The organism is Hydrogenophaga sp. RWCD_12, from assembly GCF_046604225.1.
In the GTDB taxonomy this organism is placed as follows: domain Bacteria; phylum Pseudomonadota; class Gammaproteobacteria; order Burkholderiales; family Burkholderiaceae_C; genus Hydrogenophaga.
Map to the genome: position 1 here is coordinate 198,260 of NZ_JBKIXC010000004.1, position 13,707 is coordinate 211,966.

A 13,707-nucleotide genomic window follows, 5' to 3' on the forward strand; every position below is an offset into this window, starting at 1 on the left:
GTCGGTCAGGGTTCGACGAGGGTCAGCTTGGCGATGCCCACGGCCGACGCCGATTCGACCAGCAGCTTGGACTGGGCGACCAGGCTGGCCACGGTCTTCTCGATCACCGGGCGGCCGGCCGAGCCCTTGACGATGGCGCGGTCGAACGGCGCCGGGATGGCTTCTGCGCCCTTGACGGAGTCGGCGATCTGCGCGGTGGCCTTCTCGGCCAGGGCCGGATTCTTCACCGCCACGAGATCGCGCAGGCCGGGCCCCTCGACCTTGCTGCCGTCGCGGCGGGTGTACTGGCCCAGCCACACGTTCTGGATGCCGCGGGCGTTGTTGGTGATGTCGCGGTGGGTGTTGTCCGAGAAGCAGGAGTGTTCGTCTTCCTGGTCCTGCGAGTTCAGCGCCACTTCCATGCGCTCGCCCGAGAGCTCGCCGCGTGAGAGCGAGCCCAGGCCGACGATGATCTTGCGCACCGACTCCTTGCTGCCCGCCTCGAACTTGGCGCGGTAGTTTTTCGCGTTCGGCTCCCAGGCCTTGGCCACGTAGCTCAGGTTGTCGATCAGCAGTTCGGTGGCCACGGTCAAGTACTGCGCGCGGCGTTCGGCGTTGGGAGTTTTGCCGGCGACGTAGTCTTCAAACGAACGGTTGCCCGGACCGGTCTCGCTCTGGTCCTGGCCCCAGAGCAGGAACTCGATGGCGTGCCAGCCAGCGCTGATGTTTTCCTCGCCACCGCGTTCGTTGGCCTTGGCCAGCGCGGCCTTGGTGATCTTGAACTTGGGGTTGTTGACCATGCCGGCCTTGGGCTTGCCGGTAACGTAGTCCACATAGGCCTCGTCCAGCGGCCAGGCGTTGATCTGGCCTTCGGGGCCCTTGGCGTCGTCGATCGGGCCGCCGTAGAAGCGGAAGGCCTCGGTCTGGCCGTAGAACTCGCGCGCAGCCAGCCAGGCCTTGCGGGCCTTGTTCAGACCGTCGGCGCTGGGGGCCTTGGTGAAGTCGGCGATGGCGGCCTGCAGGTCCTTGGCGGCGGCCAGGGTGTCACTGTAGCTGGCGTACACCACGTCAGCGTAGTGGGCGGCCACGGCCTTGTGGTCCACGGCGCTGGCCACTGCCGCGGCTGGCATTGCGGACTGGGCATGGACCGGCAGGCTGGCGGCGGCCAGGGCGGACAATGCCAGCACAGTGGCAGCAATGGGATGCAGTTTCATATGTTCAGACGTCTCAAATTGATGTGGGCAGGATGATGGTAAACGAAAATGATTCGCAATCATAGCGGCATTGGCAACGGTACTGGGCCACTGGCAACCGTCTCGAGACCTTCAGCGCCCGCAATGCAAGCGCCGAAGACGCGACATCCCGGCGGCGCTCTTTCGGCTCATGGCGCGGCCCGGGCCCTACCGGTGCAAAGCGACGCCGGATTCGCCGCGATGCTCGGACAAACCTAGCCCCAGACGACCGGCCATGATCCGCAATGCCGGATGCCCATGGTGACACTGCAACGTCCGGCACCCCAGCGCCCCAGGCTCGCGGAGCGCAGCGGCGAGCAGGTCCGTGCCCACGCCGCGCCGACGGATAGATGCGGCCACGGTGAGCGACAGTTCCCACACCCATGTGTGCCGAGTGGGCGCCAGTTGGACCGCCCCCAGCAACAGGTCTTCAGCACCGCACCAGGCCCCCATCCAAATGTCGGAATCCCAGTTGATCCGGCGGACCCAGTTCAAGAGGGCGTCGTCGGAAAGACACTGCCCGAAACGCGCATAGCGATCATCGTCATCCAACGCCAGCCAGTGCAAGCCGAGCGCCCGCGCGTGTCGAGCGTCCAGCACGCTGAGCTCAATCAGCAACGGCGACATAGACCAGGCTCGCCGACGTGCACAGCCTGCGCTCACCTGTGCTCGGGGATTCCGCCCACATGGTGGCTGCGACCCGGACGGAACGGCGTCCGACGGACGTGACGTGGGCGCAGACCTCCACCACATCCCCCAGCCGTGCCGGTGCCACGAAGTCCATGCGCTCACTGCTGGCCATGACGACCGTGCGGCGCACGCGCCGTGTTGCCGCCACGAAACCGGCCTTGGCGATCCACTCCATGGCTGGGCCTCCGTGCAACAGGCCGCGGTGATTGGTGTGACCGGGAAAGACGATCTCGGCAACACGCACGGCGTCGTCTGGCGGCGGCCCAGGATCGGTACCCGCCGACATCGGTGGCTCTGCCATGGCAGTGGCCAGTGAATCCCGTTCGGCCCGCCTCACGATGGTGAATTCGCCCGAGAGACAAGCGATGCGCTCACCGTTGAGCAGGTCCTCGGCGAACAGGCAGACACCAATCACCGCAGAACGCCCACCTCGACGTGTCACGCGGGCCCTGCATTCGGCCACCCGCCCGGCAGGCACTGGCGCCGCAAAGTCAAGTCGCCCGACGGCGGCTGTGACCACCGTTCCCCGCAGCACGCGACTACCCATGATGAAGGCCAGCCGATCCAGCATGGACAGGGCTGCACCGTCAAACAGGGTGCCATGGTGGTTGGACTGGTCGGGCCAGACCATGTCCACCACCACCAGCGGACGCAGCGAACCATCGGTCGCACGCGCGTCTGCGTCGTCGGGCGCGGATTCACAAGAAAGAAGAGACACCGAACACCTCCAATGAAAAAAGGAGGCGGGGAAACACGTCGGTTCAGACGCGGCAAGACACAACCACCAGCGGCTCATCCACGAACGGAAGTGCCCACAGGCCGTCAACGGTTCTTGCTCCAGGACACCCCGCCCAGGCACAACACACATCGCCCGGTGGCAGGTCTCCTGGCTCTCGGGTCATCGCCCGATGCCTGTCTTCCCGGCACAAGGCCAGTGACATAGAGGGGCATCGGACTCACCGATCACAGTTGCGGGGGCAGCCACAGATTGGTTCAAGGCGGGGCGTTCACACGCCTCGCCCCAGTGCCTTCTGTCGTTCCCTTTTCATTCTCGCGGTGATGCGAGAAACCGCCGGGCGGATGAAGTCTATCAGCCACTTTCGATCTTCAAACCCATGACAGCAACCGCCTATTGACAGTCGCTTGGACTGGATTGCCGCGTGCGAATAGCGATAACTTCACGCACTTGTCGGTTCAGGAGGCCTTGTCATATGCCCCGTTTTTTCCAGTCGCCCGCTCGTGAAAACAAGCCGCAATGACTGGTGTTCGGCATGTTTCTGACTTTCGGGCCTGGTCGATCAGCGACAGCTGCCAGCCTGAAGCTCCCCCAGCTGAAGATCGATGGCGCGATCTGCCAGTTCGAACGCCTGATTTGCCTTCAATGCCAGGGAGTTGGTGATATGTGGCCAAAGGCGCGGTGGATTCATTGGCCTGGCTTGCCTTTCGGCGTGGGTCGGCGCATCGGTAAGGTCATGGCTGCAACTCCGGCAACGACACATGCAAGGCCGATAAGGTCGGTTACGGATAGGCGCTCCCCCAGGAAGGCGACTCCGATTGCGACGCCGATCGGCACACGCAGATAGGCTTGTGCAGTGGTCCCAACCGACCCCAGCGTCTGAACGAGGCGAAAGTAGATGACGAAGGCCAGCGCGGTGGAGAACACCGAAAGTACGAGCAGCGCCAGGATCGACTCCAGAGACGGCGTCACGTGCCAGGGCCGCTCGAACACGAGGCTCGCGGGAACGAGGATGCTCGCGCCGCAGATCATCGAGCCTGCCGCCGGCACGATCGGCTCAAGGCCCTTGAAGCCTTTGCCAAAGATCGCCGCTCCCGCATAGCACACCGTCGCCGCCACGATGGCCAACTGGGCCCACAGTTCCCGGCCTAGGCCGTCAAGCGCTTGCACCCCAACGATGAGACAGATTCCGGCAAAACCAGCGCCGACACCGAAGAGCCTGCGCCCCGCAACGACCTCATGGCGCGTGACCAGCGCAGTGAGCAGGAAGGTAAAGATCGGTGACGTCGAATTCAGGATGGTTGCCAGGGTCGCGTCGGTGGTCTGCTGCGCCCACGCAATGAGAGTGAACGGGACCACGCTGTTGAGGCAGGCTTGAACGAAGAACCGCCGCCATGTCGTCGCGTCTTTCGGCAGTGCAATCCCGCGCCAGTTCAGGACCAGAATCAGCAGCCCCGAGGCGATCAGCGTTCGCAACGCAATCAGCGTGACGGGCGGGATGGACTGAACCCCAATCTTGATGAAGCTGTAGGACGCCCCCCACAGCGTGGAGAGCACCAGCAGCAGCGCGATCTCCTTCGCCAGACCCGTTTGGTCTGCTTGCAGTTCTTGATTCACTTGAGGAATGTCTGGGCGATCACAAAAGTAGCCCGGGTCAGGGCCACCAGGCGCTCACCGGACACAATGGCGGAGGTCACGACACAGATTCGCTTGCCAATTCGGATGCGGTCGGTCTCCGATTGCAGCCACTCCCCCGCGCTGGCGCTCGTCATGTAGTCCACTGTGAGACTGGATGTCGAGAACTGCACCGCGGGATCAAGCCTGGGTGCCAGGCTATAGCCGGCCCAGACATCTGCCAGCGTTGAAATGAACCCGCCGTGCACGGTTCCCCGTCCATTGCAATGAACTTGTTCGAGCCTGACACCGAACACCGGTGCGTTGGCCGGCCCGCGCACAAACACGGCCGCGACGTGTTCCAGAAAAGGTCCCTTCGCTGGCCACGGATTGAAGCCCTCGGGGACCTCCGGTCTCGCAGTCTCTTTCATCATGCGGGTACACCCGCGAAGGCCAACGCGTCGTCGAGTCGATCATTGCCCCAGAACATCTCGCCGCGAACAAAGAACATCGGGGCGCCGAATACTCCCTTGGCTTGGGCTTCGGCTGTGGCTTCGCGGAGGAGGTTCTTTCTGTCGTCTGCAAACGCCGCATCAATCACATCCTGGGCGTCCACACCGATTTCGGCAAGCACCTTGCTGACCTGCTCCAACGAGTTGATGTCTTCGTCCAGTGCGAAGTTCTTGGTCATGAAGGTCCTGCAATACCTGCCTATCCAGGGCTCCCCTGCAAAGGCAGCGGCAACCTTCATCGGAATCGTTGCTGGCCGCGGAAACACAGCAGGCATCCGCCACGGAATGCCGTACTTTGAACACTGCCGCTGCATGTCCTTCCAGACGTACACGCCTTTCGCCTGTTGCAGCACGAAAGGGGAACTGTTCCAGCCAAAGGACTGGAAGATCGGGCCAAGCAGGAACGGCCTCCAGTTCACGGTCACACCCCGCTGCGCCGCTGCCTCTTCGATGCGCATGGCGCTCAGATAGCTGTAGTTGCTGCCGAACTCGAACCAGAAATCGATGGTGGGCAGAGGGTGGCTGTTGACGTCGTTGTCCATATCTCTTTTATCGGTTTCAGTTGATCAATCAAACATCACCAGGCACCGCACTTCGATGCTCTCGCGCAGGGGAGCGTCGCTTGGAATGTCTGGCAAGTCGAATGCCGCATGGGGCGTGAACCTTGCTACGCCGCTGACCTGTGAGTCGTACTGCTTGAACACAAGCGCTTCGTCACGATTCATCTCGGGGTAGTAGTACCAACGATGCCGATCCGAATGCTCGAAGAGATAGATCTCGCCAGTGCGGTCCTGATAGCGGATATCGCTGGCCACCATGTCGCGAACGAAAACGGTCCTCGCATCACAGACGGCCAGCGGCGTGTCGACGATCGGGCCCTTGGCGGACCTCCAGATGTTGACGACACAGTAGCGTCGAACGATCGCAGCGCGTTGATCATCTTGCAAGACCCGCCCCAGTCGGAGTTGCCCGGACTCGTCGGTGTAGTCGTTGTGTACCCGTCCGACACTTCCAGGCTGGGTGCCGTCGCCGGACCGCCCAAACGTCAATGGCGGCCTTCCCGGTTCGCGCTTGCGCAGCAAGTGATCAAACACAATCGCCGACGACCCACCGGTTGCCGCGCAAGCCAACTCAACGCACTCCGGGTAATACGTTCTGGCAATCTCGTCAGGCTCCTGAAAGTTCAGTACCGACGACGGCGCACTCCACAGTTCGAAGCCCTCGGCATGAACGGACGGCGGTACCGTCAGGCTGCGGGCATTGGCAATCCGCACATCTCGGAAGTCGTACTCGCAATTCTCCTTGGTCACACCCTCTGGCGGGTCGTACATGTAGTTGATCGGACGCCCTTCAGACGAGGCAATGTAGCCAAGCCTGGCTGAGACAGCGCTTTGCACAGGCCGCCATGCGTGTGGCGAACTGACACGGGGATGGGCGAGCGTTTCGTTCATTCGTTGCTCCAGTGGTTGCCGCTGCAGGTAGCGGATGCGTGGCATTGCATCGCATGGCGAACGGCGCCTCAAGCCAAAGATGCGCAGGCTTCGCATGTGTCCCGCTCATGCGATGAACGTCGCTCGGTATTCGCTTGGCGCATGCCAGATGTACGAAAGATCGGTTGAGCGCACGCCAATGGTGGCCGCACAGTAAAGGTGTTGCTATTGCATGAGGCAGCGGCCGGCGCCGTTGAAACGATTCGGATGTCTTCCACACCAATGATTCGGCTCGATCGAAGGGGCCTGTTGCTTCCAATCCTTTGCGGAGGGCTCGTGATGGGCCTGGCACTCGGCATACGACACGTCCAGGGTCTGTTCATGCTGCCGATGACGATGGATCGTGGCTGGTCTCGTGAAACCTTCGCCTTCGCGCTGGCCATTCAGAATCTCGCACTTGGTTTTGCGCAACCCTTCGCTGGCATGCTTTCTGACCGCTTCGGCGGTACGAAGGTCGTCGCGGTCGGCACCCTGTTGTATGGCCTCGGCCTCGCCGTGATGTCCGCAGCCACGACACCGATGGAGCTGTATCTGGGATGCGGCCTTCTCGTCGGCGTAGCTCAGTCGTGTACTGCCTTCGGCGTTGTCTATTCCGCTCTAAGTCGACTGTCTCCTGCGGCTGACCGCGGCTGGTCAATGGGTCTGGCGGGTGCCATCGGCGGCCTGGGGCAGTTTGTCGCTGTGCCAGCCACTCAGGCACTGCAGGACACCCTCGGCTGGAACTGGGCGTTGTTGGCTCTCGGCGCTGGCATGGTGGCCATGGTCGTGCTCGCGCCGCAGCTCAGAGACAAGGGCGTTGTCGAAACGGCAGGAGAACGAACCGCGCAGACCATGGGTGCGGCGATCCGTCAGGCGCTGGGGCATCGTGGCTTCTGGCTTCTCAATCTGGGCTTTCTGGCATGTGGCTTCCAGCTTGCCTTCATCGCTTCGCACCTTCCGGCCTATCTGCTCGACAAGGGTGTGCCCGCGCAGCTCGCAGTCACCGGTCTGGCCGTGATCGCCTTGACCAACATCGTGGGCACCTTCGCCTGCTCTCGCCTGGGTGACCTCTACCGGCGCAAGAACCTGTTGGCCCTGGTGTACCTGATCCGAACCGGCGCGATGGCGCTCTTCGTACTGCTTCCCGTGTCCACGACCAGCGTGATCCTCTTCTGCGGCGTCATGGGCTTGCTCTGGCTCGGCACAGCCCCGCTGACCAATGGACTGGTCTCACAGGTCTTCGGTGTTCAGTACATCGGCACCCTATTCGGTTTCGTCTTTCTCGGACACCAGGTAGGGGCCTTTCTCGGCGTCTGGTTGGGAGGCTACGTGTTCGACACGACCCAGTCCTACGACCTCGTGTGGATGGGTGCCATGGCGTTGGGATTGATCGCGGCAGTGCTTCACCTGCCCATCGATGATCGCGCCGTCCACCCCGCAACAGCGCGCAGCCTGGCATGAAAAGAGCACGAGCGATTCGGACGCTTTCCGTGCCAGCACTGGCTGTCGTTTTGATCGTGGCTCTCGTTGCAGTGTTCAGGGCCTATCAGGACCCGGACAACGTTGTTCAGTGGCTCTCTCTGCTGCAGCTATGCCGATGAGTTCGGCGGATGGCCCTGCGTTGCGCAACAAGGTCACCGGCGTGGCCGCAGCCAGCGGCGTGGTCGTGCTCTTTGTGGGCTTTGTCCTGGTTTCCAAGTACGGGCTGCGCACGGCTCTCGTCCCTTGGGATCTGGCCGCTCTCAGATTCGCCGTGGCCGGCCTGGCGATGTTGCCCTTGGCGCTGAGATATGGCCAGTGTGGCCTGGGACTAGGGCGCACCCTCGTGTTGGCCGCATCGGGCGGCCTTGGCTTCGCTCTCTGCGCCTACTGGGGATTCACGCTCTCACCAGCGCAGCACGGCAGTGCACTCATTCACGGCACGTTGCCCCTGACGACCGCCATGATGTCCTGTGCACTGCAACGCACTTGGCCCAACCGATGGCAGGTCATCTCTTCGATCGCTATCACCGCTGGCGTTGTCGCGATCATTGGAACCAGTCTGGTTTCTCCAGACCGCAGGTCCGTCTCCGGGGACTTCCTGCTGCTCGGCGCATCGCTGTGCTGGTCCTGTTTTGGAGTGATGGCCAACCGGTGGAAGGTGCCGCCCTTTGCAGCAGCAGCCTTGGTGGCCGTCTTCTCTGCGGCCATGTACCTGCCCATCTATCTGGCATTGAGTGCAGGCCACTTGTTCGAAGCACCATTGCGCGATATCGTGCAGCAAGCTGCGTTTCAGGGGCTGGCAGTTGGCATCGGCTCCATCCTGGCCTACTCGACCGCAGTGGCCCATATCGGCCCGAGTGCCACAGCCCTGGCCGCTGCAGCGGTGCCCATGTTGACTGCGGGCGGGGCAACACTGCTCCTTGGAGAGCACCTTGAAGCGACCGAACTTGGCGGCCTCTTCATACTGACGCTTGGAATCATTCTTGGAACCCTTGGCCTCGACGCGCGGCGTCGTGCAACTAGATGACCGCTCGTAACTACTTCAACCATGCAGGCTGCTCAATCATCACCGAGCGAACCAAGCGGGCTGTGGTGGCGCAACTGGAGCTTGAAGCACAACTGGGCAGTTTCATGGCGGAACAAGCAACAGTCACGGAGAGGTACACACTCCTTGAACTGGCCGCCAAGGCAATTGGCGCCTCGGCTTCCGACATGACCCTGACGGATAGCCACACAACCGGATGGGCGAAAGCACTTCAGGTGCTCAACATCAAGTCTGGAGATGTGCTGCTGACGACCAGGAGTGAATGGGGTGGGAACCTCAAGGCCATGTTGCACCTGGCCCAACAGAAGGGTGCAATCGTGAAAATAGTGGAATCGGATGACCGAGGTGCGACAAACGTTGAATGTTTGAAGAGCCTGATTTCGCCCAAGGTCAAGCTGATCTCGGTGGCGTGGCTTGGTTCCAATGGCGGTCATCTGGAGCCGGCGCAGGCGATCGGTGCGGTGGCAAATGCCCACGGAGTTCCATTCTTTCTGGACGCCTCCCAAGTTGTTGGTCAGGCACCTGTTGACGTGAACGTACTAGGGTGTGACGTGCTGACGACGCCTGGCAGGAAGTGGCTACGGGGTCCAAAGGGAACAGGTCTGATGTACATGCGATCCGGCTTCCTGGCCAATCTTCAGGAGGCAGGTGCCTTCGAAGGCATGCTGGAACAGGGTGAATCGGTCACTGCAAGACACTTTGAAGCTCCTTCAACTTCCTGCCCTTTGCATATGGGTCTGAAGACTGCCCTTGAGCAGTTTCATGAGACCGGAGCCGAAGCTCTGCAACAGCAGATCCTTGCAAACACATGCGGCATCTGGGAGGGTTTGCGAACGATTCCACAAGTGAAATTTCTCTGCGACCACAGTCCAGAGCACGGGCTGCTTTCGTTCGCAGTCCAAGGCCGCACTGCCACCGACGTCAAGACGCATCTCATGGCCAAAGGCATCGAAGTCGCTGCCAATCAGGCAGCGTTCACACCACTGGATATGCAGACGCGAGAACTGGCGGCCGTGGTCCGTGTGTCTCCTCAAGCAAGTACTGCGCCTGGTGAGATTGATGCACTCGTCCGCGAGATCCATACGCTCTGCAATCGCGCGTAGCGCAGTCAGAAGTGGCTCGGAGGGGAGCAACAGATCTGGCCGCACCGACGGAAAGAGACGGGTCATGCTCGTGGCGGTCCTGTGGTGATGAATAGATGGCTGAGTTTCTGATCCCATTGGCACAGGCCCACACCAAAGAGCACCACAACAGCGGCGGTCACCTTAACTGAAGTCAATGGCTCCCCGACAGTGAGCACCGCGAAGAGCAGACCAAACACCGGCACCATCATCGTGAAGGGTGCTACGGCCGCGGCAGGATAGCGGCGCAACTGGTACGCCCAAAGCGAAAACCCGGCGAGGGTGGTGGGATACACGACATACGCCAACGCCGCCCAGGTACTCGGCTGACTTCCAGCAAGTGCCGCTTTCCAAGCCGGCCACCCCTCCAACCACAGCGAGGCTGCAGCGAGCGGGAGAACACTGACCAAGCTGCCCCAGGCAACGGATGGCAAGACCGCTTGCCCCGCCAGCAGCCGCCGAGACAAGGTGTTTCCAACCCCCCAGGCAACGGCGGCAAGCAGCACGAGCAGCAAACCCAGGCCCGATACGTCCTGAGGCGCGCCGGCAACCAGAGCTGCCAGGCCGCCAGCAGCGATCAAGGTGCCCAAGATCTGCGTGAGTAGGGGGCGCTCGCGGCCGAATCCTAGCGCCAGCGCAATAGTCACGAACACTTGGAACTGCAGCAACAATGACGCCACGCCGGCGCCTACCCCCAACGACATGCCGGCGAATAGGAAGGCAAACTGCATCGCGAACATCGTCAGTCCGTAGGCCGCGATGTGGCGCACCGGCGCGGTTGGCATGGGCAGCAACAGAACGGCCGGCACAGCCACAAACAGGAACCTCAATGCGGCCAGCAGCAGGGGCGGCAAGTCCACCAAGGCAATCTTGATGACGGAGAAATTCAGACCCCAGACGGCGGTCAGACCAACAAGAAGCAAACGATCTCGAAGCAGCATGCTGTGAACCGTGAAGTGACCGAGGAACTCGGTCAGTGAAGCACCAGGACCACCGAGCTGGCCAGTGCGATGCCCATCGATACGTTGAACCACCTCGATCGCGTCTCGTTTGTCAGCCAGCGCTGGAGCGAAGCACCGAACGCCAGCCAGACAAAGCAGCTCAGTGCCGCAGCAAGGGCGAATACCGAAGCCAACCACATCGCTCGAACCAGCGGAAAGGCACTGAGCCCTGCGCCGTAAGTGGCCGCAGCGCTGACACTGACAATCCACGACTTCGGATTGACCCATTGAAAGACCAGTGCCTTCCAGAAGTCCACGGCGTCGTCCATGACTCGGTCGGACATTGGGGGTGCGCTGGCCACTTTCCAGGCCAGCCACAACAGAAACGCAGTGCCTGCGCCCTTGATCACAACAACGGCGTTCGGTGAAGCCTGAACCAGACCACCGAGCCCCAGGTTCGCTCCGCCCATCAACAGCGCCATGCCCACCACCACCCCAGCAAGGCATGGCAGTCCTCCGACGAAACCCGCGCGCGCACCGGCCACCATCACCAAGGCATTGCTTGGCCCAGGCGTGATGGCGGCGACGACCGAAAAGGTGAAAAAGGCAAAGACCTGTTCAGCGGACATACGCAGTCTCAGTCTGTGAGCCCGACCATCACCCTACATTCCGCCGCTGGGAAAAACTCCCCACGGCAGACCAGTCCATATCGGCACCCCCGGCTTCGCAGAGTTCGTTGAGCAGACTCTCCGCGAGCGGTGTGGCCAGAAGTTCCGCATGGCCACGAACGGTCTCCAGGGCGAGACGCAGGTCTTTGCGCATCAGTTGCGCTCGAAAGCCTGGCTGAAAGCTGCCTTCGATGATCCTTTGCCCGTCCTTTTCCAGAACGAAGCTTCGAGCCGTGCCAGACAACAGAACTTGCCGCATCACCTCGGGATCCACACCCTGCGAGCGCGCGAGCGCAATGGCGTCTGCAACCCCCAACAAGTCACAGGCGGCCGCAACCTGATTGCAAGCCTTGACGATCTGCCCGGCGCCAACGTCTCCCACATGCGTCACGCTCCGGCAGAACGCACTGAGAACTTCGCGAACGGCTTCGACGGCAGGTTCGTGACCACCGATCATGCAAGCTAGGGTGCCTGCGACGGCGCCCATCTGGCCGCCACTGACCGGCGCGTCCAGAAATGCGACGCCTCGACCCTCCAGCCGTTTGGCGAAGCGCCGCGCCGAGTGGGCACCGATGGTGCTCATGTCAACGATGACGCTGCCACGTGCTATTCCCTGTTCGACGCCTTCGGGACCGAACAAAACCTGCTCGACTGCCTCATCGTCAGACAGGCACAACAGCACCAGGCCGGATGCACTTCCCAGAGCCCGTGGATTCTGTGCGCGTTTCGCACCGGCGGAAACCAGCCGATGAGCGGGCTCGTCGCGCCGTGCGTAGACCTGAAGGGACCATCCTCGCTGCCGCAGCCATCCCGCCATCGGCATGCCCATCGCACCCAGCCCGATAAAGCCGAGGGAAGTGTCTTTGCCGAAGTGGTTCATGGGGATGGAGATCACGGTCTACAAGTGCAGCCGGGCTGCGCAAGGAATTTCGCGGGCATCGCGTTTTGTATTCACATTGAACCGCCCCAAGTGGCGACTCACCAGTGTTCAGCCAGCCTTCATTGAGGCGCTTCCTGACACACTCTTGGCCAATCTCGATTCGCCTTGAACTCACGCAGCCAATAGACGGGTGGTCCCGGACACTCGCACTGAAGCACCTTCTTGGGCCCCGATCTCGACTCGAATGCGGCACGGCACGCCCATGTCGTCACCCTGTAGGACGCTGATCCGCCCTTCATGTGGCCAAGCGAGGTCTCGCAGGAAGCCACCCAGCGCTGCGGCAGCAGCACCCGTGGCGGGGTCCTCGTAGATTCCGCCAAAGGCGAACGCGTTGCGCACATAGAAGACGCGGGGCGTCTGGGCGTGGGCCAGCATGATGGTGGCAACACCCAATTGCCGCATGAGTGCCTGGCCTTGAGCAAAGTCGTATGCCATGGCGGCAAGGCGATCTCGCTCTCGCAGTCCGATGAAGAGATGGTCCGCACCGGCGTGAATCAGTGCTGGCGGCAAGCGGGGGTCAATGTCATCAAAGCGATAGCCAAACAAGCCCAAGGCATCCTCGACCACAGCCCCGTTCACCACCTTGCTTCGGGTCGGCGGTGACTGCAGGGCTGCACCCCAACTGCCGCTCTGCCGATAGCCTTCGACCGATATCGCGGACTGGTTCAGGTCAAGTCGGAAAGCGCCCGCACCGCCTTGAGCGGCCAGGGCCGCGCCAAGGGCAATCGTGGCGTGTCCGCAGAATGGGATTTCGGTCTGGGGAGAAAAGTAGCGAACGCGCCAGCCTTGCCCGGTTGACGCCGCAAAGACAGTTTCAGAGAACCCGACAAGTGCGGCCACGCGCTGCATTTCCTCAGCCGCAGGTAGCACATTCGCGATCACCACACCGGCGGGGTTTCCGCCGCGATCGCCTGCCGAGAATGCGGCGATGTTCAGAATGTTCATGGTTCTCCGCTGCGTTGACAACACGTCGATCAGATTGGAGACCGGCGCTCCGGGAAGGCTCAAGCGACTCCTTTGCAATCTGGCATTCCCACGGTGCATCACAAAGCCGTACGTCCGTACGTGTTTCGGATCAGAGCGGCGACTGACGCTTGACCGAATCCACCGCGGAAGCGACGCATCGCGCGCTTGCCAGGACTGACGTTGTCGCCTCGAATGGACAACGTTCACCGATTTCTACCGCTATGTGCCAGAGTCAGTTGCACCACGGAGTCAATTCCTTGCACCGCAGACCCCGCCCTTCGCGCTCAGGCATCTCCTGCCTGCATCTCCATC

The 13,707-nt window shown here is 61.9% G+C and carries 14 protein-coding genes and 1 riboswitch; of the genes, 3 read left to right on the plus strand and 11 right to left on the minus strand.

Annotation, left to right across the window (positions count from 1 at the left end; translation table 11 throughout):
* Positions 1 to 5: 5 nt before the first annotated feature.
* From ACLIJ1_RS16345 to ACLIJ1_RS16375, 7 genes are all read right to left on the minus strand, one after another.
* Positions 6 to 1,193, minus strand: a complete 1,188-nt coding sequence (locus tag ACLIJ1_RS16345; protein WP_411366600.1) for an imelysin family protein — start codon at positions 1,191 to 1,193, stop codon at positions 6 to 8.
* Positions 1,194 to 1,379: 186 nt separating this feature from the next.
* The gene (locus tag ACLIJ1_RS16350; protein ID WP_411366601.1) at positions 1,380 to 1,838 is read right to left on the minus strand and encodes a GNAT family N-acetyltransferase; all 459 of its coding nucleotides are present in this window, start codon (positions 1,836 to 1,838) and stop codon (positions 1,380 to 1,382) included.
* Positions 1,819 to 2,619, minus strand: coding sequence for an acyl-CoA thioesterase (locus ACLIJ1_RS16355; protein WP_411366602.1), 801 nt, complete (start codon positions 2,617 to 2,619; stop codon positions 1,819 to 1,821). Before ACLIJ1_RS16355 ends, ACLIJ1_RS16350 begins: the two co-directional genes overlap by 20 nt.
* Before the next feature lie 140 nt (positions 2,620 to 2,759).
* Positions 2,760 to 2,990: riboswitch (cobalamin riboswitch) on the minus strand.
* Between the two features lie 334 nt (positions 2,991 to 3,324).
* The gene (locus ACLIJ1_RS16360) at positions 3,325 to 4,254 is read right to left on the minus strand and encodes a DMT family transporter (RefSeq protein WP_411366603.1); all 930 of its coding nucleotides are present in this window, start codon (positions 4,252 to 4,254) and stop codon (positions 3,325 to 3,327) included.
* Positions 4,251 to 4,685 carry a PaaI family thioesterase gene (locus tag ACLIJ1_RS16365; RefSeq protein ID WP_411366604.1) on the minus strand — a complete coding sequence of 145 codons (435 nt, stop codon included), beginning with the start codon at positions 4,683 to 4,685 and terminating at the stop codon, positions 4,251 to 4,253. Before ACLIJ1_RS16365 ends, ACLIJ1_RS16360 begins: the two co-directional genes overlap by 4 nt.
* Positions 4,682 to 5,305 (minus strand): 2-hydroxychromene-2-carboxylate isomerase, encoded by a 624-nt coding sequence (locus ACLIJ1_RS16370; protein WP_411366605.1) that lies wholly within the window; start codon positions 5,303 to 5,305, stop codon positions 4,682 to 4,684. Before ACLIJ1_RS16370 ends, ACLIJ1_RS16365 begins: the two co-directional genes overlap by 4 nt.
* A gap of 24 nt (positions 5,306 to 5,329) precedes the next feature.
* Positions 5,330 to 6,214 (minus strand): CmcJ/NvfI family oxidoreductase, encoded by an 885-nt coding sequence (locus ACLIJ1_RS16375; protein WP_411366606.1) that lies wholly within the window; start codon positions 6,212 to 6,214, stop codon positions 5,330 to 5,332.
* Positions 6,215 to 6,532: 318 nt separating this feature from the next.
* Here ACLIJ1_RS16375 and ACLIJ1_RS16380 point away from each other — a divergent pair, with 318 nt between their 5' ends.
* The 3 genes from ACLIJ1_RS16380 (at position 6,533) to ACLIJ1_RS16390 (ending at position 9,862) form a co-directional block, all read left to right on the plus strand.
* Positions 6,533 to 7,693, plus strand: a complete 1,161-nt coding sequence (locus ACLIJ1_RS16380; protein ID WP_411366607.1) for an MFS transporter — start codon at positions 6,533 to 6,535, stop codon at positions 7,691 to 7,693.
* A gap of 160 nt (positions 7,694 to 7,853) precedes the next feature.
* The gene (locus tag ACLIJ1_RS16385; protein WP_411366608.1) at positions 7,854 to 8,741 is read left to right on the plus strand and encodes a DMT family transporter; all 888 of its coding nucleotides are present in this window, start codon (positions 7,854 to 7,856) and stop codon (positions 8,739 to 8,741) included.
* Entirely contained in the window at positions 8,738 to 9,862 is a 1,125-nt protein-coding gene (locus ACLIJ1_RS16390) for an aminotransferase class V-fold PLP-dependent enzyme (RefSeq protein ID WP_411366609.1), read from the plus strand. The genes ACLIJ1_RS16385 and ACLIJ1_RS16390 overlap by 4 nt, the downstream gene beginning before the upstream one ends.
* A gap of 62 nt (positions 9,863 to 9,924) precedes the next feature.
* Here the strand turns inward: ACLIJ1_RS16390 and ACLIJ1_RS16395 are convergent, their stop codons facing one another.
* The 4 genes from ACLIJ1_RS16395 to ACLIJ1_RS16410 all read right to left on the minus strand — a co-directional run bounded on the left by ACLIJ1_RS16395 (position 9,925) and on the right by ACLIJ1_RS16410 (position 13,374).
* Positions 9,925 to 10,821, minus strand: coding sequence for an EamA family transporter (locus ACLIJ1_RS16395; protein ID WP_411366610.1), 897 nt, complete (start codon positions 10,819 to 10,821; stop codon positions 9,925 to 9,927).
* 32 nt (positions 10,822 to 10,853) lie between these two features.
* Positions 10,854 to 11,450 carry a LysE family translocator gene (locus ACLIJ1_RS16400; RefSeq protein WP_411366611.1) on the minus strand — a complete coding sequence of 199 codons (597 nt, stop codon included), beginning with the start codon at positions 11,448 to 11,450 and terminating at the stop codon, positions 10,854 to 10,856.
* 28 nt (positions 11,451 to 11,478) lie between these two features.
* On the minus strand, positions 11,479 to 12,369 hold the full coding sequence (locus ACLIJ1_RS16405) for an NAD(P)-dependent oxidoreductase (RefSeq protein WP_411366612.1): 891 nt from the start codon (positions 12,367 to 12,369) through the stop codon (positions 11,479 to 11,481).
* Positions 12,370 to 12,540: 171 nt separating this feature from the next.
* Positions 12,541 to 13,374: a PhzF family phenazine biosynthesis protein gene (locus ACLIJ1_RS16410; protein WP_411366613.1), complete on the minus strand. Its 834-nt coding sequence runs from the start codon at positions 13,372 to 13,374 to the stop codon at positions 12,541 to 12,543.
* Positions 13,375 to 13,707 lie beyond the last annotated feature (333 nt).